The organism is Atopostipes suicloacalis DSM 15692 (assembly GCF_900129085.1).
In the GTDB taxonomy this organism is placed as follows: Bacteria; Bacillota; Bacilli; order Lactobacillales; family Carnobacteriaceae_A; genus Atopostipes; species Atopostipes suicloacalis.
In genome coordinates, this window is sequence record NZ_FQUF01000031.1 from 1 (window position 1) to 19173 (window position 19173).

General features: G+C 39.6%; 17 protein-coding genes and 1 pseudogene. 17 read left to right on the forward strand and 1 reads right to left on the reverse strand.

What is annotated here, in order from left to right; translation table 11 throughout:
- The 8 genes and pseudogenes from BUB96_RS08750 to rplT form a co-directional block, all read left to right on the forward strand.
- A partial coding sequence (locus BUB96_RS08750) for a UPF0236 family transposase-like protein (RefSeq protein ID WP_234945834.1) occupies window positions 1-547 on the forward strand: 547 nt, incomplete at its 5' end.
- 242 nt (window positions 548-789) lie between these two features.
- A pseudogene (locus BUB96_RS10645) lies at window positions 790-924 on the forward strand (LacI family DNA-binding transcriptional regulator); the annotation flags it as partial.
- 48 nt (window positions 925-972) lie between these two features.
- Complete coding sequence (locus tag BUB96_RS08755; RefSeq protein ID WP_268761856.1) at window positions 973-1779, forward strand: trehalose repressor; 807 nt, start codon at window positions 973-975, stop codon at window positions 1777-1779.
- Between the two features lie 207 nt (window positions 1780-1986).
- Window positions 1987-3360: a PTS transporter subunit EIIC gene (locus tag BUB96_RS08760; RefSeq protein WP_073298475.1), complete on the forward strand. Its 1374-nt coding sequence runs from the start codon at window positions 1987-1989 to the stop codon at window positions 3358-3360.
- Between the two features lie 26 nt (window positions 3361-3386).
- Window positions 3387-4772, forward strand: coding sequence for a glycoside hydrolase family 32 protein (locus BUB96_RS08765; RefSeq protein WP_073298476.1), 1386 nt, complete (start codon window positions 3387-3389; stop codon window positions 4770-4772).
- Between the two features lie 633 nt (window positions 4773-5405).
- A complete protein-coding gene (gene infC, locus BUB96_RS08770; RefSeq protein ID WP_073298477.1) occupies window positions 5406-5909 on the forward strand; it encodes a translation initiation factor IF-3 in 504 nt (167 codons plus the stop codon).
- A 44-nt stretch (window positions 5910-5953) separates the two neighbouring features.
- Window positions 5954-6157 carry a 50S ribosomal protein L35 gene (rpmI, locus tag BUB96_RS08775; protein WP_073298478.1) on the forward strand — a complete coding sequence of 68 codons (204 nt, stop codon included), beginning with the start codon at window positions 5954-5956 and terminating at the stop codon, window positions 6155-6157.
- Between the two features lie 38 nt (window positions 6158-6195).
- A complete protein-coding gene (rplT, locus tag BUB96_RS08780; protein ID WP_073298479.1) occupies window positions 6196-6555 on the forward strand; it encodes a 50S ribosomal protein L20 in 360 nt (119 codons plus the stop codon).
- 431 nt (window positions 6556-6986) lie between these two features.
- Here the strand turns inward: rplT and BUB96_RS08785 are convergent, their stop codons facing one another.
- Window positions 6987-7577, reverse strand: coding sequence for a uracil-DNA glycosylase family protein (locus BUB96_RS08785; protein WP_200789099.1), 591 nt, complete (start codon window positions 7575-7577; stop codon window positions 6987-6989).
- An 859-nt stretch (window positions 7578-8436) separates the two neighbouring features.
- Here BUB96_RS08785 and BUB96_RS08790 point away from each other — a divergent pair.
- The 9 genes from BUB96_RS08790 to pepF all read left to right on the forward strand — a co-directional run bounded on the left by BUB96_RS08790 (window position 8437) and on the right by pepF (window position 19079).
- Entirely contained in the window at window positions 8437-9321 is an 885-nt protein-coding gene (locus BUB96_RS08790; RefSeq protein WP_073298480.1) for an alpha/beta hydrolase, read from the forward strand.
- A gap of 170 nt (window positions 9322-9491) precedes the next feature.
- Entirely contained in the window at window positions 9492-10586 is a 1095-nt protein-coding gene (locus tag BUB96_RS08795) for a M42 family metallopeptidase (RefSeq protein WP_073298481.1), read from the forward strand.
- Between the two features lie 149 nt (window positions 10587-10735).
- Window positions 10736-11758, forward strand: a complete 1023-nt coding sequence (locus BUB96_RS08800) for a lipoate--protein ligase (protein ID WP_073298482.1) — start codon at window positions 10736-10738, stop codon at window positions 11756-11758.
- A 236-nt stretch (window positions 11759-11994) separates the two neighbouring features.
- Window positions 11995-12411: a transcriptional regulator Spx gene (spx, locus tag BUB96_RS08805; protein WP_073298483.1), complete on the forward strand. Its 417-nt coding sequence runs from the start codon at window positions 11995-11997 to the stop codon at window positions 12409-12411.
- A 196-nt stretch (window positions 12412-12607) separates the two neighbouring features.
- Window positions 12608-12886 carry a CsbD family protein gene (locus tag BUB96_RS08810; protein ID WP_073298484.1) on the forward strand — a complete coding sequence of 93 codons (279 nt, stop codon included), beginning with the start codon at window positions 12608-12610 and terminating at the stop codon, window positions 12884-12886.
- Window positions 12887-13075: 189 nt separating this feature from the next.
- Window positions 13076-14059, forward strand: a complete 984-nt coding sequence (locus BUB96_RS08815) for a nuclease-related domain-containing protein (protein WP_073298485.1) — start codon at window positions 13076-13078, stop codon at window positions 14057-14059.
- 1198 nt (window positions 14060-15257) lie between these two features.
- Complete coding sequence (locus tag BUB96_RS08820; RefSeq protein WP_073298486.1) at window positions 15258-15938, forward strand: adaptor protein MecA; 681 nt, start codon at window positions 15258-15260, stop codon at window positions 15936-15938.
- A gap of 88 nt (window positions 15939-16026) precedes the next feature.
- On the forward strand, window positions 16027-17214 hold the full coding sequence (locus BUB96_RS08825; RefSeq protein WP_073298487.1) for a competence protein CoiA: 1188 nt from the start codon (window positions 16027-16029) through the stop codon (window positions 17212-17214).
- 53 nt (window positions 17215-17267) lie between these two features.
- On the forward strand, window positions 17268-19079 hold the full coding sequence (gene pepF, locus BUB96_RS08830) for an oligoendopeptidase F (protein WP_073298488.1): 1812 nt from the start codon (window positions 17268-17270) through the stop codon (window positions 19077-19079).
- Window positions 19080-19173 lie beyond the last annotated feature (94 nt).

A 19173-nucleotide genomic window follows, 5' to 3' on the forward strand; every position in this document is an offset into this window, starting at 1 on the left:
TTTAAATCGGACATTTGGCATGAATGAGAAAGTTTTTAAGCCCAAAGTACGTCAAGCGATTAATGAAAAAGATTTTGACACTTTTCAACGCTGGATGGATACTTTTGAGAGTACCTTAGAACTCGATTCAGAGATAGAAAAATTGAACGCTTTTTATACCTATATCCAAAAAAATTGGGATCGAATATTTGACTGGCGGACGGTTATCGAAGACGCTCCTGCGGACGCTCGTAGACTAGACGCAATGGAATCCAATCAGAGACGAATTAGTTTTCGAATGAAAAAAAGAGGAATGCATTGGAGCGAAAGAGGATGCGAAGCGATGGTGAAAGTAAAACAAGGAGTATTTAACCAAACATTAAGAGAAGCTTACTTAGCAGATATTCATCGAAGTGCTCGTCAAGTGCGTAAAGATAAACAACTCGTGAGTGCTACAAAGATTTTACATCAAAAATTCCGACCGTCAGTGGGTGCCAAGCAAGGGAGTATCTCTTTATATGCGCCCACTTCATCAGCCATCGGTCATTTGTTTAAAAGTTTTCGTTAATGAAACCGTCTATTCTCTTTGATTCCGAACTTTGGAATCAAAGAGAATAGATGGTGTAGCAAGCGGCTTAAGCCGCGCGGTAGCGATCCGCTAAAGAGAATCGTAAAAGTGTACAAAAATAGAGTGCCCTAAATAGTGATAGAATAACTGCACCGAGAAAAACTTGACACAGACCCGCCACAGACAAGAATAGAATGATCGAATAAAATATGGTATTCTAAAGCTACAAAAGAAAAGGAGGGAAGAGGATGGTTACTTTAAACGATATCGCAAAAATGGCCAACGTATCAAAAAGTACAGTCTCTCGTTATTTAAACAACGGCTCGGTCAGCCAAAAAACACGCGAAAAATTAGATAAAATTGTACAAGAAACAGGCTACCAACCAAACTTGCTCGCTCAAAGCCTAAAAGCGCAAAAATCCAATATGGTAGGCGTGATTATCCCGCGATACGGTTCCCCCTCCACCAACGAAGTACTAAAAGGTATTGATTCCATCGCTTATACAGAAGATATCCAACTCATGATCACCAATTCTGATTTAGATATCGAACGAACCAAGAAAAATATTCGTCTCCTCCAACGTCAAAAAGTCGGCGTTATCATTTTACTCGCGACGACCATTGATGAAGAACTTGAAGAACAACTAAGAACATCAAAAACCCCGATTATTATCGTCGGTCAAAAACTATCCGGACTTCCAGCCTATGTTTATCAAGATTACGAAGCCGGCCGACTCATTGCAGAACACGCCATCAAACTCGGCCATCGACATTTACTTTTCGTAGGGGTGACCGAAGAAGATTATGCCGTGGGAGTTCTACGTAAAAAGGGATTTTATGACGTCGCAAAACAAAACGGAGCTCAAGTTTCCTTTATCCAAAGCGATTTCTCGCGTTCGCAGAATTATGAAAAAGCCCTGAAGTATTTGCCTCAAACCAAAGCAACCTACATTGCCGCAGCCACCGATCACATGGCAATCGGCATCTTCAACGCTTGCATGGAGCTAGGTGTCCAAATCCCCAATCAAATCTCTCTCAGTGGTTTTGGGGGCTATAGTGAAACACGAAATGTATTGCCACATATTACCACAATCCAATACTCGCACTCAGAAATGGGCGAAACCATTATGAAAGCAGCCTTGCAGACTTTAGAAACGGGAAAAAACAGATTGCATACAGAATTGCCTGTTCAACTCTTAATCCAAGGCTCTACCGAAGAACTAAAAGGCTAATCGCCTTTTAGTTCTTTTAAATCTATACGATAGAAAGTCCGTGCTCTCGGTTGTAAAATAAATTCACACGAGAAGAATTGAAAAAGGTTAAATATTTAAGGGTTAGTAAATGAATCCCTTGCATTTTATCAGATAGTTTTGTATCATGAAATTGGAACCGGTTCCGCAAAAGGAATTCCGTTTCCTAAAATTTAAAGGAGGAGAAAGATGAAACATAAAGAAGCAGTAGACGCAATGTTGAAAGTTCTTGGTGGAAAAGACAACATTTCAAGTTATGAAAATTGTGCCACTAGAATGCGAATAGTATTAAAAGATGATAGTGTAGTGGATAAAGAAGCAGCAGAAACTGTCCCAGAAAGTCAAGGTTATTTTTATTCAACTGGACAGCACCAATTTATTTTTGGAACAGGGAAAGTAAATGAAGTGTATGATGATTTCAATCAAGAAATGAAAGGAACAACAGCAGCTGACTCAGAGTCTAATGTAAAAGAAGATGCTTATGCCAACTTGAATCCAGCACAAAAACTCGTAAGAGTTTTAGCAGATATTTTAGTGCCATTAATTCCAGCACTTGTTACTACAGGATTATTGATGGGTCTTCGTGGATTATTCGTTGAACTAGGGATGACGATGTCTCCTGGAGTAGAAACTCTCTTTGGAATGTTAACAGATACGGCTTTTGCCTTTTTACCAGTTTTAATTGCTTATAGTGCTACGAGAAAATTTGGTGGGAATCCGATTATTGGGATTGTAGTTGGGCTGATGATGGTGGCACCACAGTTACCAAATGCTTATGAAGTTTTAGGTGGAGATGCTGCACCTTTATCTATTTTTGGTTTAGATATTTATGGTTATCAAGGATCCATTTTCCCAGCAATTATCGCCGGTTGGTTAATTTCCAGACTTGAAAAATGGTTCAGAACTTGGGTACCTCAAGTGATGGATTTAATTGTCACACCTTTCTTATCACTCACAGTTACAATTGCCATTATCTTTTTCGTTTTAGGTCCTATTATTCAGATCATTGAATCGACAGTCATTAATGGACTCGTTTCAATGATTAGTGCTCCATTTGGAATTGGCTATGTGTTATATGCTGGTTTTCAGCAATTACTTGTAGTGACGGGATTACATCACTCATTAGGAATTATTGAATTAAGTTTATTAAGTGACACAGGAGTTAATATGCTAAATCCTTTAGGGACAGCGAGTATGGCGGGACAATTTGGTGCAGCGATTGGAGCAGCCTTCCTTGTAAAAGATAAAGTTCGTCGAACAAACATGATCTCTGCGGCCGTTCCAACACTATTTGGAATTACAGAACCACTCATTTTTGGTGTGAACTTACGCTCTATGCGAATCTTTGCTTCAGGTATGGTCGGAGGAGCAGTTGGTGGTTTATTAACTTACATCTTTAACTTAGCAGCTACTGGGATGGGCATTACCTTTATTCCTGGACTCTTACTTTATGTTGGAGATATGTTTGGAATGCTACAATACGTAATCGTAATCATTGCATCTGCTACAGTCGGCTTACTTTTAGTTCAAACACAAAGAAAACATATTTTAGCAGAAATTTAAGAAAACCTAGGATGAGGTAGGAAGAGATGAGCTTAGAAGATTTAAAAAATAAAATAAAAAAAGACCCATGGCGGTTAAATTTCCACGTTATGCCAGAAACTGGCTGGTTAAATGACCCCAATGGTGCGATCCAATTCGATGGTGTTTATCATATTTATTATCAATATGTTCCAGATAATCCATTAGGTGGGGCGACAAGTTGGGGGCATATGACTTCTAAAGATATGGTGCACTTTAAACAAGAGCCAATCTTCATGTCTCCGGATCAAGCATTTGATGTAGATGGCGTTTATTCGGGAAGTGGAATCGAAAAAGATGAAAAACTTCATTTTTTCTATACCGGGAATGTCAAACAACCAGGAGATTACGATTATATTTACAGTGGACGTGAACAAAACGTTGTCCATGTGGTCAGCCCAGATGGTTTTGAAATAGAACGTCGTGAAGTCGTTATCCCTCATGAAGAATTCCCAGAAGGGTATAGTGACCACATTCGAGATCCGAAATTATTAGAAAAAGACGGTATGTATTATATGGTATTAGGAGCTCGAACGGAAGATAATTTAGGAAGTATTTTAGTTTATACTTCGGAAGATTTGGAAAACTGGAATTATCACGGAACCTTAATCGACGGTAAGGAAGAGGAAGGGTATATGTGGGAATGTCCAGACTTCTTCGAATTAAAAGATGAGTCAATTCTTATTTTATCTCCGCAAGGTATTTTACCCGAGCGATATAAATTTAATAATCCACATGTTGCAGGCTATTTAATTGGTGAGGCAGATTGGGCTCAAGTAAAAATCAATCCTACTACAGACTTTCACGAATTCGACCGAGGCTTTGATTTTTACGCACCGCACACTTTTGAAGATGATCAAGGGCGCCGGATTATGTGGAGCTGGATGGGGATTGGAGATACGATGCCCGAATACACCAACCCAACCATCGCACGAGGGTGGCAACACGCACTCACACTCCCTCGGGAACTCATTTTAGAAAACGGCCAACTCTACCAACGACCACTCGAAGAGTATAAAAAACTCCGTAAAAATGAACAAACGAAGTCATTTGGCGAAGCGGAAGGTTTTGCGGGTGAAGTGTATGAGTTGATGTTGAAATTCGAAACGTCTGCGCCTTTTGAATTAAAGTTGCGGCAAGACACCGAATTAATTTATGCGGATGAAATGTTGACCCTGAAACACGGAAAGAGCGGCTACGGTCGTCGTAAACGTCAAACCCCCATTGGTGAAATTCGAAACATTCAAATATTTGTCGACACCTCCTCAATGGAAATCTTCGTCAATGATGGAGAATATGTCTTAACCACTCGTGTGTACCCCGAACCCGGAGAAGACACGATTGCATTGCAGACCTCGGCAAAAGGGGCGATAACTTATTGGGCGCTTGATTAATTAATAAAAAAAGAAAGTATTCTGGTTGGGCCAGAATACCTTCTTTTTTCCTTTTACGACCTTAGTGTTACTCCTTAATGACACAAAGAACGACAAAAATAAACCATTGAAATACCAAGGTTTATATAGTCTCTATAAAATATTTTTTAAAAAATAAATAAATCATTGAATTTGTGTATCTTATCAAGTATAATTTCCGAAAGGTTCGTACCTTTTCAAAACACCTTCTCGTATGAGTAGATGAGAGGGTGTTTTTTTAATAAAAACAAACACTTTTTTTATTAAATTCTTGACGTTTCCTGCTGGAGATGCTATACTTTAAAAGCTTGGAAAATAAAGAAGGAGTCCCGCTCCTCGCCTCGTTAGATGTTAAATCTACGGGCTAATATCTAGTAATTGAAACTTATACGTATCCTGTGTGTGGAAATCCACACAATGCCTACTTTTACAAGTAAGGTCAGCTAACGCATACTGAGTCTGTAACTCACTTCGTGTCGAACAGTCTCAGAAATTCTCGAAGAGAGACAGGGGTATGAGTGAACTAATTTTAGATTAATCGTGGGACTTCTGTGGGAAGTCCCATTTTTTATTTTCTCGCAAATATTTCGGAGGTGAACCCCCATAGCAAAAGATATGATTGTCAATGAACAAATTCGTTCGAAGGAAGTACGCTTAATTGGGAAAGACGGAGAACAGGTCGGTGTGATATCTCGAGATGAGGCTTTACGAATTGCAGAACAGGAAAATCTAGATTTAGTTTTAGTTTCTCCTAATGCAAAACCCCCAGTTGCTCGGGTGATTGATTACGGAAAATACCGCTATGAACAACAAAAACGGGAAAAAGAACAACGTAAGAATCAAAAAACTGTTAACGTGAAAGAAATCCGCTTAAGCCCAACAATTGATGATCACGATTTTGAAACAAAAATGCGTCAAGGACGTGGATTTGTTGAGAAAGGCGATAAGGTAAAGGTATCTATTCGTTTCCGTGGTCGTGCGATTACCCATAAAGATATTGGGCGAGAAGTCCTTGAACGTTTCGCTGAAGGGATGAACGACGTTGCCCAAGTTGAGTCAAAGACTCAAATGGAAGGTCGTAATATGTTCATGATGCTCGCACCGAAAACGGAAAAATAAAAATATTCACACATTTAACTTTGGATTGTTCAGGAGGTAAGGATATGGCTAAACAAAAAACACATTCAGGTATGGCAAAACGTTTCAAAAGAACTGGTACAGGTAAATTAAAACGTGGCCGTGCAAAAACAAGTCACTTATTTGCGAATAAAACTCAAAAGCAAAAACGTAAATTACGTAAATCAGCTTTAGTTTCAAAAAGTGATCAAAAACGTATCGCATCATCAATCAGCACAATGAAAAAATAATTCTACCCGATTAAAAGAAAGATAGGAGACTGATTAAAATGGCTCGAGTAAAAAGTGTTCCGGCTTCAAGAAAACGCCGTAAAAAAACGCTAAAATTAGCAAAAGGCTACTACGGAGCAAAACATAAACTATACCGTGTAGCAAAACAACAAGTAATGAAATCTCAAATGTATGCATACCGTGACCGTAAACAAAAGAAACGTAACTTCCGTAAACTATGGATTTCACGTATTAATGCAGCAGCACGCATGAATGGCCTAAGCTATTCAAAATTCATGCATGGATTAAAATTAGCAAACATCGACTTAAACCGTAAAGTTTTAGCCGATCTAGCAATCAACGACGCCGAAGCTTTCAGCGCATTAACTGAACAAGCCAAAGAAGCGTTAAACGCATAATTTTATCCCCAATGACTTATTGGGTAAAAGCACCACTAGCTGCCTATGTCATACGCAGCAACTAGAAAAATAAGCAGAGTAGAAATAGGAAGTGTCCGGTATAGGAATCCTTCCCATTTCTACTCTGCTTTTTAGTTTGTCGATCTTTACGAAGTTTGATGGCTTTTTGATAGCAGAGGCGCTCTTTAATTAAGCGGAGTTTTGACAAAGGAGAATCGCTAAAAGAGTACGCTCACGTGCGGAGCGAGGGTTCCGCACGCGAGCAAAGTATAATCTACTAGGAAAAGTAATTTTCCAGCAGACCCTAAATAAAAAAGAACTTATGTAGTCAGATTTCGCCCATGCGAAATCTTTCCTTTAGATAAAGAGGGCAGAAATTTGCCTATGCAAATTTCATCAACTTAAGTCATTTCACGTTTTAAAAATAAAAATTAGTTATTCTCAAAAAGAATTTTATGAACGCGTGTTTGTAAATCGGGGACAACTGTTTCTTCAAACCAAGGATTTTTGCGACGCCAGCCGATATTTAAAGGCGAAGGGTGGACGACGGGAAAGTATTCGGGTAAATACTCTTCGTAATTGCGTACGGTTTCGGTTAAATTGCGTTTCATTTCTTTTCCTAAATAAAATTTTTGTGCGTAGGCTCCGATTAGTATTTTTAATTCTAACTGGGGCATAGCTTCAATGACTTTTGGATTCCATTTATCCGCAAATTCTTTTCGTGGAGGCAAATCGCCGTGCTTACCTTTTCCAGGGAAATAATAGTCCATCGGCACAATCCCAAATAAACCAGAGTTATAAAATAACTCTTCATCAACACCAAGCCATTCACGCAATAAATTTCCGCTCACATCAAAAAAAGTTTTATTTGATTCTTGCGCTTTAATTCCTGGCGCTTGGCTAGCGATTAAAATTTTGGCAGTCGGAGGGGCTTCGAAGATAGGCTCCCAACCCCGCTCAGTAAATTCTGCATTTTCTGGATCTTGCATAATTTCTAATTTCAATTCATCTATTCTTTTCATAAACGTTCAGCCTTTCACTCTATATATACTATACATAAACTATCCTGCTTTATTATCCTAGGGAATATTCCAAGAATATGCAAGCTAAGCGCAAAATAGTCTCCGCTAATTTCTCCCAATGTAATCTATCGCACACAAATCCCAAAAATTTACGTGCAGACACGCTTATCGCGCACAAATCTTAAAAGTTTGCGTGCAGATACACGGTATCGCGCACAGATCTTGAAAATTTGCGTTCAGACACGCTTATCACACACAAATCCCAAAAATTTGCGTTCAGACACGCTTATCGCACACAAAACACAAAAGTTTGCGTTCAGAGACGCTTATCGCGCACAAATCCCGGAAATTTGCGCGTAGACACACGGTATCGCACACAAATCTTAAAAGTCTGCGTTCAGATACGCTTATCACGCACGAATATCGAAAATATGCGTGTAGACAGCTTTATCGCGCACAAATCTCGAAAATTTGCGTGGAGACACACGGTATCGCACACAAATCTCAAAGGTTTTCGTGCAGATACGTTTATCGCGCACAAATCACAAAAATTTGCGTTCAGACCACTTTATCACGCACAAATCTTAAAAGTTTGCGTTCAGATACGCTTATCACGCACAAATCCCGCAAATATGCGTGCAGATAACTTTATCGCGCACAAATCTTAAAAGTTTGCGTTCAGACTACTTTATCGCGCACAAATATCGAAAATATGCGTTCAGCCCCGCTCCACCACGCATAGCCAGCATACATCCCCTCTTAAACTCGTATTTTACAAAAGGTAAAAGGAATCTCTAAATACAACTTGAAAGGGGTTTCGTGTTAAAATAGAAACACAAAAGAGAGAGGGGTATTTGAAGTGAAACTACCAAAAGATGTGAAAGTAATAAAAGGGAATCGTGAAAATGTTAGAGCGCGAATGGATCGAGAGGATGTTGTTTATCAACGAAAAGCAGGGAAGAATCTTCATATTCGTTTCATCTATCCGCAACAAGACAACGTTGATCGCAAATATCCATTGGTCATGCATATTCAAGGATCCGCGTGGTTCGAACAAAATCTAAACGACCATTTGTTGGATTTTAAAGAGATTGTAACCGCTGGATATATTGTCGCGATTGTAGAATATTTGCCGGTTCCCTATGGGATATTCCCGAGCCAAGTTGAAGATGCGAAAACGGCGATGCGTTACCTCATGAAAAACGTGGACGATTATCCGATTGATCCAGAAAATTTATTTGTCATGGGGGATTCGAGTGGTGGACATGCGGCGCTGATGTGCTGGGCAACTTGGAATACAAACAAACTTGATACGACCACTCAACCCCTTCCGCAAATTCGTGCATTCGTCGACTTATATGGGGTCGTCGATCTAGCTACATTGAGTGAAGACAATCCCAGTGAAAATTACGAAAGTATCGGCACGCCAGAAGCGCAACTTTTAGGTGGTTACACGCCTGAACAACATCCGGAAGCGGCCGAAAAAGCTTCGGTGCTTCATTACATTACGGAAAGCACGCAGACCGAACCCCTCCTCGTCCTCCACGGCACCAAAGATTCGCTGGTTCCTTTTAATCAAAGCGTTCGCTTGTTCGTTCACTCTCAGAAAATGAATCAGAAAGTCACTTTTTATGCAGTGGAAGATGCGGATCATGGAAAAAGTATTTTTTATAATGAACAGACCATGCAAGTAATGATTGACTTTTTGGATAAACATAAAACGTCAAATTATAATTGGTTCTAAAGATTTTAAGGGCAAAATTTCCGAGGAAATTTTGTTCCTTATTTTGTTTTGAGGGCTTCAATTCACAAATTGTATAATAAATTTCCTCACCTTGTCGTTTCGAAAACAACAATTTTTATAAAAAATATGCTAGAATAGAATGAGGAAAAGATTAGAAAGTAGGAAATTGAATGACAAGAGAAGACAATCAAATGCTGGTTGATTTAGTAACTGCTCGCGGCGTTCCCGGAAATGAAGAGGAAGTTCGCGAAGTTTTCACGCAATACGCGCAACCACACGCTGACCAAATTTTACAAGACGGTCTTGGCAGCATTATCGCTGAAAAACAAGGGCCAGAAGATGCACCGAGAATTATGTTTGCGGGGCACTTAGATGAAGTCGGCTTTATGGTCACGCGCATCACAGATGACGGCTTTATCAAATTTCAAACACTAGGTGGCTGGTGGAATCAAGTGCTGCTGGGCCAACAAGTTGAAATCAAAACGAGCAGAGATGAAATTTTACATGGCGTTATCGGCTCAAAGCCGCCGCACGTTTTAACTGCAGAAGCACGTAAAAAACCGTATAAAATCGAAGATATGTTTATCGATATCGGAGCGGGCGACAAAGAAGAAGCGCAAAAATGGGGCGTGCAACCAGGCAACATGATCGTGCCCTACTCTCCATATCGCCGTCTAAATGACACGAAATTCCTGCTCGCAAAAGCTTGGGATAATCGTATCGGAGTCGCAGTTGCTTTGAAAGTTTTCGAAAACCTCAGTAAAGAAGATCGGAACAATTCCCTTTACGCGGTTGGAAATGTTCAAGAAGAAGTCGGACTCCGCGGAGCGAAGACAGCGACAAACCGCATTAATCCAGACATCACCTTTGCCTTAGACACAGGAACAGCTGGTGATACTCCAGGCATGACGCCTGAAGAAGCTGATTCAAAATTAGGCAAAGGGCCACAAATTATCATTTACGACGCCAGTATGATCGCCCACAAAGAACTGCGTGATTTCGTCGTAGCGGTCGCTGAAGAATTGGATATTCCTTTCCAATATACCGTAATTCCGGGTGGCGGTACGGATGCCGGTAGTCAGCATGTTTCTGGACACGGAATCCCGTCACTCGCTATCACCGTGCCCACTCGCTACCTCCATTCGCATTCTTCCGTCATTCACGAAGAGGATTTCGAGAATACGGTGAAGCTGGTCGAGGAAGTCATCCGTCGCTTGGATGCCGAGCAGGTTCATCAAATTACCTATGGTCATAAACACGATTAGAACAAAATTGTATTTAAAGAAGCCTTAACCACAACTATTTTTCTGCAAAGAACAGTTAAATGACGTTAATTGACGTTGTTTAACTGTTTTTTATTTAAATTTCTCGTATGATAAAGGCAGAAAAATAAATTTAAAGGAGAGCTGCAAGAATGTATTACGTAAAAAATGAACGAAATGGCGAAGAAATCCATGACGCGAGCGTCAACTTAGCGATTGAATATTATTTACTAAATGAAGTGGAATTGGACGAACCGATTTTGCTTTTTTATATTAACGACAATTCAATTATTATTGGGAAAAACCAAAATACCTATGAAGAAGTGAACACGCAGTATGTTGAAGAACATGGCGTAAATGTGGTGCGTCGCTTTAGTGGGGGAGGCGCGGTTTATCACGATTTAGGTGTGCTTTGCTTCTGCTTTATCACTAAAGATGACGGCGATTCTTTCCGAAACTTTAAAAAATTCACTCAACCCGTGATCGATGCTTTACACAAAATGGGCGTAGAAGATGCCGAATTACGCGGTCGAAATGACTTAGTCATTGGAGATAAAAAATTCTCAGGAAATGCGATGTATTCTAAAAATGGTCGCATGACGGCTCACGGAACGTTAATGTTTGATTCAAAAATCGATGCTGTTGTGGGTGCTTTACGTCCGAAAAAACACAAACTCGAATCCAAAGGAATTAAATCAATCCGTAGCCGCGTGACCAACATCACGCCTTATATGGATGACGAATACCAAACCATGAATACCAAAGAATTCCGTGAACGCCTCCTTTTAAATATTTTCGATGTGGATACTATAGAAGACGTACAAGAATATGTTTTAACGGATGAAGATTGGGACAACATTGATAAATTCGCCGAAAAATACACCGCAAATTGGGACTGGAATTATGGCGAATCGCCGAACTTTGACTTAGAACGTAGCGAACGCTTCGAAGGTGTGGGAACGGTTGAAGTGAAATTAAACGTAGACAAAGGGATCATCACCGACATTAAAATGTTCGGCGATTTCTTCGGCATGGGTGAAATCGAAGACGTTGAAAAAGAGCTCGTCGGGATCAAATACGAATACGATGCGATTGAAGACGCCTTAGAAAAAATTGATTTGAAAAAATATATCGGGAATATTACCGCTAAGGAAGTAACAAGCTTAATTTATTAAACACCAAAATAAAAAAGCCGCCAATCTTGGTGGCTTTTTCATTTGGAATTAAGTATTATATTCTTTCTTCATCGTGTTTTGCGAAGAAGAGGGGAGGAAACTGAATAATATCCTGCGAATTTTAGGAAATATTCGGAATTATATTGATTTTTGATGAGATTTTTATTATATTTAGTACTATTAATCCTAATAATTTCAAAAAACGAGTGATTTGATTTTGGAGAGGAGATAAACCAATGATTATCATCTATTTATCTCCTAGCTGTACATCCTGTCGTAAAGCTTATGCATGGCTAGAAGAATATAATATTCCGTTTATTGAAAGAAATATCATGGAAGAGCCTCCGACGAAAACGGAGCTGGAAAAAATCTTAAGTTTAACCGCTAAAGGAACGGAAGAAATTGTCTCGACGCGTTCCAAAGCTTTTAAGCGCCTAAAAATAGATATTGAGGACATGTCATTGCAGGAGTTATATGAGCTGATTTATGACCATCCCGAAATTTTGCGCAAACCGATAATCATTGATCATCGCCGTATTCAAATCGGCTATAATGAAAGTGAAATACGACAATTTGTTCCGAAAAAAGTGAGAAGGCGCGAATTGAACAAGGCGAAAAGTATGATTGCCACGTTTGATCAGATGGCAGAATAAACGTCAAAAGCTAAATTTTAAATAGTAAACCTACATCCATTGAACGAGGAGACTCGGACGGTGGATTTTTTGAATGATTAAAAATGAATTTTAAAAGTGCTTTGCTTGTTGTTTTCTGCGATGTCAAATATAATAAGAATAAGTTAACTAACGGAAACTTTCATTAAAAGTTTTAAGATTTGAAGGAGGAAAGGGTATGCCGAACAAGCACACAGTAAAAGGAAAGTATAATGAAGTTGTTGGGAAGATGACAGATGACAAAGGTAGAGAGCTAAAAGGAAGAGCCGAACATAAATATGGCCACATGAAAGACAAAGCACAGCATAAAATGGCGCATATGAAAGACAAAGGTCCTGATTTACCAGATATGGATATGGATGTAGATGAAAAATCTGTAATCTCCATGATTGTCGGCTTTACGTTAATTGTCAGCGGACTATACTTTGTAATCCGTGCCATCGACGAGATGAGCTAATTTAAAAAAGAATAAAACAAATAAAAATACTATTTCACCCAAACGCTCAAAACGCTGGTGGAATAGTATTTTCTTGTTGTGAAATGGCTTCTCTGGAAAGATTTTTGAAAAAAGTTAAAATAATTTCAAGAAAATCGGCAAAAAATGCAAATCATATATATAGAGAGAAATTTAGATAGGAGCATTTAAATGTACATCTACCAAACGGATTTGCAAAAAGAAGAAGCCAAACAACCTACCGAGCTCGATTTTTACCAAGCCGCTGATCGGCGCCATTTGCTGAGGACCGATGAAGAAACTTACAAACTACGTCGCCTCATCGCCGGAGTAGCCGGTGAGAAAATCGTCGCCGATTATTTAAATCAATATGGAAAATCGCATTGGCTAGGTATTCCCAATTTGTGGATGAATTATTTTGGTCCCTTCGAATGCGACTTCCTCCTCATCACCCGCTATAAAATCTACGTCTTCGAAATCAAAAACTACAAAGGCGAGTTTGTGTATAAAGACGGGTTTGTTAAAATAAATAACAAGCAAAAAACCTTTAACCCCATCCATCAAACACGACGCAATTACCGGAACGTACAAGAAATCATTAGTGAAATCAATCCCAACATTCAGGTAGAAGGCGCCACTATTTTTACAGGAATAAACAATGCAGTATTTATGGAGTCAGAAGTCTCCGATATAAAAATCACCCCAAGAAGCTATTTGAAATGGTATATCGATCAAATCATAAAAGAAGAACAAGAAAACCGCCGCCTAATAACCAACCAAGACGCCATATTGGAAAAATTAACCAGTTACCAAATTGAAAACTCTTTTTTACCAGAGGCTATTTCAAAAGAAAAAATGGCGACTGCTAAAAGAGGAATTCAGTGCGCAAAATGCCACGGATTTCATATAAAAGTGAATAGATTTAACATTGAGTGTCGTTGTGGATATAAAGAGGATCGAGAAATAGCAACTTTGCGCGCTATATATGATTATGCTGTTTTAAATCATGATAAGAGGTTAACTATAAATCATCTGCTTCATTTCATAGACCATCAAGTTTCGAGAACGTATCTGCTAAACTTATTGAATCAGTATTTTAGCGCTGTTAAAAAATCAAGCGAGAGTTATTATACCGTCACAGACTTTTCAAAGCTCAAATCAATGTTAAATCTTTAATTTTACTTATTTTACGAGGAGAAAACGTCTGAAAGTCGGAGCTCACGTGCGGAGCACGTTGTCCGCACGCGAGCGAGGCCCACTCACACGCCGGGGAGAGCGTCGGCGCTCGAGCTCCACTAAAATAGGTGAGCTCACGTGCGGAGCACATTGCCCGCACGCGAGCGAGGCTAGCTCACACGCCGAAGAGAGCGCCGGCACTCGAGCTCATTAAAAACGATAGATTTTTATAAAAAATCCTTATTTTTAAGAAGAATATTAAAAGGAAATTAAGAGGCAGATAATGACTTCACTTCCGCTCGTTCATGAACATTAAATAATTAGAGTACTTTCCGTGACCTCCCCATCTATTTTACTAGCAAATACTAAGTAAAAAAGAACTAAAGTCGTCAGATTTCGCCCTGCAGCGAAATCTCTCTTTTAAATTAAGAAAGAGGAAATTTGCCCACGCAAATTTCAACATCCTAAAACCATAAGAAAGATAAGCTTTTACAAAACAAAAGTCTTCTTAAGAAGATTTACAAAAGGGGCGAGTAATAAAAAAAGATTAAGAGGCAGATAATGACTTCCCTTCCGCTCACCTATGAACATTAAATAATTAGAGTACTTTCCGCAAACTCCCCATCTATTTTACTAGCAAATACTAAGTAAAAAAGAACTAAAGTCGTCAGATTTCGCCCCGCAGCGAAATCTCTCCCTCTAATAAAGAAAATAAGAGAGGCTTATTAACTCTAAAAAGTTTATAAAAGAGTGAATATAGTGAAATGAATAAGAGCGCACGTGCGGGGCGTGGCGCCCACACGTGCGCGAGGCTAGCTCGCGCGCCGAGCAGAGCATCGGCACTCGAGCTCCCTAAAAAAGCTCGAGCTCACACGCGGAGAACATTCCCCGCACGCGAGCGAGACTAGCTCACACGCCGAGCAGAGCACCCGCACGCGAGCTACACATTTTACTTCGCTTTCTCACTAATTTCCACAATATATCCCCATCCCCCAAGCCCTTTCATTTCAAAAAGCCTAAATATCAGCTATAATAAGAATGGAAGAGTGTGTCTTAACTAAAAACAAACATTTTCTAATTTCTAAGTAGTCTTATGCTTTACATTTTGCTAAAATAGGCTACAATTAGAGTTGATACCAATTTATCAAATTTATCAAATTTAACAACTATCATCAGATGAAGGAATGAGGTGTAAGCAATGGAAATAGAACATATAAATGACGATACCATCCGCGTTCGCATCGAAAATGACGATTTAGAAGCGCGTGGGTATACATTCTTAGATTTATTAGGCAATCAAAAGCAAATCGAAACATTCTTCTATAGTATATTAGAAGAAGTGGATATTGATGATGAATTCCAAGAATCTGATGCAGTCACCTTTCAAGTGATGCCCAACCGAAATGGCTTAGAACTATTTATCAGCAAAAATTCAGATATACATGAAAATTTCTTATCCGGCTCAGAATTCGGAGATCTCGACGACTCATACTATGACCGTGACTACAGTCGCTTTGAAAACAACAAAACATACGACGACATGAAAAAAGAAGACGGCGTACTCGACTCCTACGAATCCGAATCAGACAGTCATGAATTTGTAGTAGAATTTAAGTACTTTGAACAAATCATTCAACTTTCAAAAATTTACACAAATGACACTGGACTCTCGAGCTTATACCAAATGGACGGGAAGTATTATATCGAATTCTTCCTCCTAAATGACGAATTGTCCCCTCGCACACCAAAAGAGGACCAAGCCATCGTCTTAGAATACGGAGAAGAAAGCCAACTAAACTCAGACGTTCTAGCAGAACACGGCAAACTATTAATTGATGATGTTGCATTAGAAACCATCAACCACCACTTTAACAACTAAAAAGCAGCAAACAAAACCGCACGAAGCGACACGTAACACTCTCAAACGATGACAGCAATTTGAGAGAATCGCTCCGGCGGTTTTTAATGTGCCAAAAACTTCAAAAAAATCAAATTCCCCACAAGAAAATCGCCTTTTTATGCAAATTATATATATAAGAACATTTGCGGAGGTGGCCATTATCTTAATCGCCCAAAATAAAAACCAGCAACTCATCCTAGCCGACCCAACCCTCAACAAAAATCAAACCTACTACTGCCCGTCCTGTCACAAACCCGTTCACCTCAAACTCGGATCCATCATTCGGCCCCACTTTGCTCACTTTCAAAATGACGCCTGTGATGTGTTTGCAGAAGGTGAGACATTCGAGCATGTAGAAGGTAAAATACAACTCAGTCAGTGGCTAAAGACCCTCGGCCTGCAAGTAGCAATCGAAGCTTATTTACCGGCATTAAAACAACGACCCGATTTACTCGTTTATACAAGCCCAAAACCCATTGCGCTCGAATTTCAATGCAGTCCGATTCCCATAGAAAAAGTAGTCGAGCGAACGCGTGGTTACTTAGAGGCAGAATATGAAGTTGTCTGGATACTCGGTAAAAAATTTACATATAAAAATCGCCTCACGGCTTTTCATAAAGCCTGTTTGAATAAAGAACTCAATCTTTTTCATTATGATACAGAAAAAGAAGAGCTGTGGATACGGGATGGGTTTTATTTGAACCCGCAAGAGCGGATGCGGTGCCAGCAAAGAAAGCTCGTCTTTGGGGAGGCATTTAACCTGCCAAAGTGGACCGAAAATAAGTTTCCACAACAGAGGCCAGATCTTCAGAAACGACACCAGCAATTGCTTCATTTGCGCGCCGAGAAAATGAGTGCATTTCAGCAAGCGCTGTATCAGGAGAATGAGAATTTGGTGTCCATGCCCAAAGAGTTATATACGGTTTTGCCAAGTGAGTGGAGTATTCAGGATTTTTCTTATTTGTGGAAATATCGGTTGCTGCTTTGGCTAGAAAGCCAGTCTAAATATAAGATTATCACCAAGAAAAGTCTCGCAAATTGGTTCAAGCAAGGGGAAGTGGAGCTTTACGAGATGACACAAATAACAACGCAACAAGCTTTACAACCACTCTACGAATTTTTAGAAGTGCTCACTCAAAGCCAATGCGTCAAAAAAATGAGCAACCAAAAGTGGAGCTTTCACCACCCAGCCAAACGCTACAAGTTTTTAGAAGATAAATTAAAATTTGATGAATTTTCGCACACTATTTTTTAAATTTTCTCTCGAATATGATAAGATAGGTGTATTAAAAAAATGGAGGAATCGAGATGGCAGAGAGCAAACAATTACCAAAACGAGAAGAAGTCCCTATCGAAAAAACATGGGACCTTACCACAATTTTTAAAACCGACGAAGATTGGGAAAAAGCATACGACGAAGCAGCAAAAGAAGTGGCCAAACTAAACGAATTTCAAGGAACTTTAGCTAATGGGGCAGACCAATTATTAAACGTCCTAGAAACCATTCACGCAGCGATGCGAAAAGTGGAAAATCTGTATGTCTATTCGCATCTAAAAAACGACCAAGATACCGGAAACAATACATACCAAGCCATGAATAACCGGGCGATGACTTTAGCAACAAACGCAGCCGCCGCGACATCATGGTTCGAGCCAGAACTTCTTGAATTACCCGAAGAAAAACTCGAAAAGTATTTTGAAGACAATAAAGACCTAGAGCTATATCGTCACGCCATTCAAAATATTACCGCCAACCGTGACCACGTCCTTTCAGCAGAAATGGAAGGCTTGCTAGCAGAAGCCGGAGACGTCCTCGATGGCTCCCAACAAACCTTCGCTATCTTAAATAACGCAGACATCGAATTTCCAACCGTCACCAATGAAGACGGCGAAGAAGTTCAATTGTCTCACGGCTTATACGGGCAACTACTTGAAAGTAAAAAGCGTGACGTTCGCCAAGAAGCCTTTGAAGCTTTATACGAAGTGTATGGCGGACTCAAAAACACATTCGCCAGCACCTTCCAAACCAACGTCAAGAAAAATAATTACCTGGCCAAAACACACAAGTATCATTCCGCCAGACACCGTGCCCTTTCAAACAACCATATTCCAGAAGAAGTGCACGACACTCTAATCGAAGTCGTCAATAACAACCTACACCTACTCCACCGCTACATGGAACTACGCAAAAAATTGCTAAACGTCGACGAGCTAAACATGTACGACCTATACGTATCCATGATCGGCGAATCGGGTCTAAAATACGACTATGAAGAAGCAACAGCAACCACATTTGATGCTTTAAACATTTTAGGGCCTGAATACAAAGAAGTCCTCGGAAAAGCCTTTGATAGTCGATGGATTGATATCGTAGAAAACAAAGGAAAACGAAGCGGGGCATATTCATCCGGAACCTATGACACTGCACCTTATATTTTATTAAACTGGCATGACTCATTGAATCACTTATATACTTTGGTTCATGAATTAGGACATAGTGCCCATAGTTACTTTACAAGAAATAATCAACCTTATGTTTACGGAGACTATTCGATTTTCCTAGCTGAGATTGCTTCAACCACTAACGAAAACTTATTAACCGATTATTTATTAGAACATGCCACATCGAACGAACAAAAAGCGCAAATTTTAAATCACTACTTAGATGGCTTTAAAGGAACCGTCTTCCGTCAAACCCAATTTGCAGAATTCGAACATTGGGCACACGAAGAAGCTGCAGCGGGCACACCATTAACTGCAGATTATTTAAGTGAAAAATACGGAGAAGTCAACGATAAATATTATGGACCAGCCGTTGAAAATACTGCAGGCATTGAATTAGAGTGGGCCAGAATCCCTCACTTCTACATGAATTATTATGTCTATCAATATTCAACTGGGTTCTGTGCAGCTACAGCCTTGGCCGACCGAATCATTAATAAAGAAGAAAATGCTTTAGAAGATTATCTCACTTATCTAAAAGCAGGAAGCAGTGACTTCCCAATCGAAGTCATGAAAAAAGCAGGCGTCGACATGACCAATAAAGACTATATCGAACGCGCCATGAAAGTCTTCGAAGATCGACTCAATCAATTAGAAGAAATCGTAGAAGAACTTTAATCAAAAGTAAATAAACACTAAAAGGATACAGTCAAATCGAATGTATCCTTTTTATGTGCCAAAGAAGATGCCGCTTGGACGCGAACAGCCCAGT

Excerpts from the sequence above, each read along its gene's own strand:
- BUB96_RS08755 (WP_268761856.1), top strand. The coding sequence starts at position 973 with ATGGTAGGCGTGATTATCCCGCGATACGGTTCCCCCTCCACCAACGAA.
- BUB96_RS08760 (WP_073298475.1), top strand. The coding sequence starts at position 1,987 with ATGAAACATAAAGAAGCAGTAGACGCAATGTTGAAAGTTCTTGGTGGA.
- BUB96_RS08765 (WP_073298476.1), top strand. The coding sequence starts at position 3,387 with ATGAGCTTAGAAGATTTAAAAAATAAAATAAAAAAAGACCCATGGCGG.
- infC (WP_073298477.1), top strand. The coding sequence starts at position 5,406 with ATGATTGTCAATGAACAAATTCGTTCGAAGGAAGTACGCTTAATTGGG.
- rpmI (WP_073298478.1), top strand. The coding sequence starts at position 5,954 with ATGGCTAAACAAAAAACACATTCAGGTATGGCAAAACGTTTCAAAAGA.
- rplT (WP_073298479.1), top strand. The coding sequence starts at position 6,196 with ATGGCTCGAGTAAAAAGTGTTCCGGCTTCAAGAAAACGCCGTAAAAAA.
- BUB96_RS08785 (WP_200789099.1), bottom strand. The coding sequence starts at position 7,577 with ATGAAAAGAATAGATGAATTGAAATTAGAAATTATGCAAGATCCAGAA.
- BUB96_RS08795 (WP_073298481.1), top strand. The coding sequence starts at position 9,492 with ATGACAAGAGAAGACAATCAAATGCTGGTTGATTTAGTAACTGCTCGC.
- BUB96_RS08800 (WP_073298482.1), top strand. The coding sequence starts at position 10,736 with ATGTATTACGTAAAAAATGAACGAAATGGCGAAGAAATCCATGACGCG.
- spx (WP_073298483.1), top strand. The coding sequence starts at position 11,995 with ATGATTATCATCTATTTATCTCCTAGCTGTACATCCTGTCGTAAAGCT.
- BUB96_RS08810 (WP_073298484.1), top strand. The coding sequence starts at position 12,608 with ATGCCGAACAAGCACACAGTAAAAGGAAAGTATAATGAAGTTGTTGGG.
- BUB96_RS08815 (WP_073298485.1), top strand. The coding sequence starts at position 13,076 with ATGTACATCTACCAAACGGATTTGCAAAAAGAAGAAGCCAAACAACCT.
- BUB96_RS08820 (WP_073298486.1), top strand. The coding sequence starts at position 15,258 with ATGGAAATAGAACATATAAATGACGATACCATCCGCGTTCGCATCGAA.
- pepF (WP_073298488.1), top strand. The coding sequence starts at position 17,268 with ATGGCAGAGAGCAAACAATTACCAAAACGAGAAGAAGTCCCTATCGAA.